Source organism: Nonomuraea terrae, from assembly GCF_004348995.1.
Classification (GTDB): Bacteria; Actinomycetota; Actinomycetes; order Streptosporangiales; family Streptosporangiaceae; genus Nonomuraea; species Nonomuraea terrae.
On the sequence record NZ_SMKQ01000448.1, the window covers coordinates 1 to 1,235 of the forward strand.

The 1,235-nt window shown below is 64.0% G+C and carries 1 protein-coding gene; it reads right to left on the minus strand.

The features are described from left to right. Positions 1–25: 25 nt before the first annotated feature. Complete coding sequence (locus E1286_RS47295) at positions 26–1,186, minus strand: IS30 family transposase (protein WP_132623968.1); 1,161 nt, start codon at positions 1,184–1,186, stop codon at positions 26–28. Between the last annotated feature and the right edge of the window lie 49 nt (positions 1,187–1,235).

Below are 1,235 nucleotides of genomic sequence, written 5' to 3' on the forward strand. Positions count from 1 at the left end.
GGTGCTTTCCAGCGGTGGTTGCGAATCACCTGGTAGAGGCCTGTGTGATCCATGTTCTCATGGCCTCGGCCGGAGTGCGGTCGCCAAGGACGAGGCGAGGGCGGTGGTTGAGTTCCCGGGCGATCTGTCGTAGATCGCGGGCAGTGTGATGAGACAGATCGCTGCCCTTGGGGAAGTACTGCCGCAGCAGCCCGTTAGTGTTCTCGTTGGTGCCGCGCTGCCAGGGCGAATGGGGATCGCAGAAGTAGATCTGGAAGCCGGTCAGGGCCGCGATGTCCTCGTGCAGCGTCATCTCTCTTCCTTGGTCCCAGGTCAGCGTCTGGCGCAGTTCCGGCGGAATGTCAGCGGTCTGAAGAATCAGTGCGTTGCGCATTTGAGGTGCCTTCCAGCCGCTCGGCAGGTGGATGAGCCGGACGTAACGGGTGACGCGTTCGACCAGCGTTCCGATGGCCGAGCCTTGCCCGCGGCCGATGATGAGATCGCCCTCCCAGTGTCCAGGCGTCCGCCGCTCGTTGACTTCGAGCGGGCGCTGGGCGAGTGGCGTCATGTTCTTGATCTTGTTGAGGTGCGGGACACCGCGGCGGTGAGGTTTGCGACGGGTCCGGCCGGTGCGCAGCTTGCCCGGCTTGCGGCCGAGCAGACCGGCGAACAGAGCGCGGTAGATCGTCTCAGGGCAGACCTGCATGCCCTGCCGCCCCGGGTAAGTCCGCCTCAAAAAGCGCGATATCTGCTGCGGCGACCACTTGTCGCGTAGCTTCTCACGCACCAGGGCGCGCAATGGCTGGCCGGCCCGGATCCGCTCCGTCTTGGGCCGCTTCCTTCGCAGCAGGGCCTGGTTATGGGCCCACCAGGGCTGATAACGGCCGTCGGGCTTACTGTTTCGTTTGATCTCCCGATATACGCTCTGGAAGCTCTTGCCGATGGAGGCCGCGATCGCCTTGACGCTCTGCTTGGCCTGCAGCCCATCGGCGATGGCGATGCGGTCGCCCTGGGTGAGGAAACGCGGCGATACGGGGCCGGAATCAGGAACAAGCATCCCGCCAGCATCGAGGAACCACAGTGATCCGCAGCTGGTCGACACGCCGACGACACGTGCCGCCGCCGCGCCCTTATAGCCCTGTCGCAGCAGCTCGAAGTAGCGCTTCTTGGTAGCAGTCGGCATCTTGTTGTGGGCCCAGCGAGGCATGCGAATGTCCCTTTCTGCAGCATTCGCATTCACCGATAGAACTCAAGCC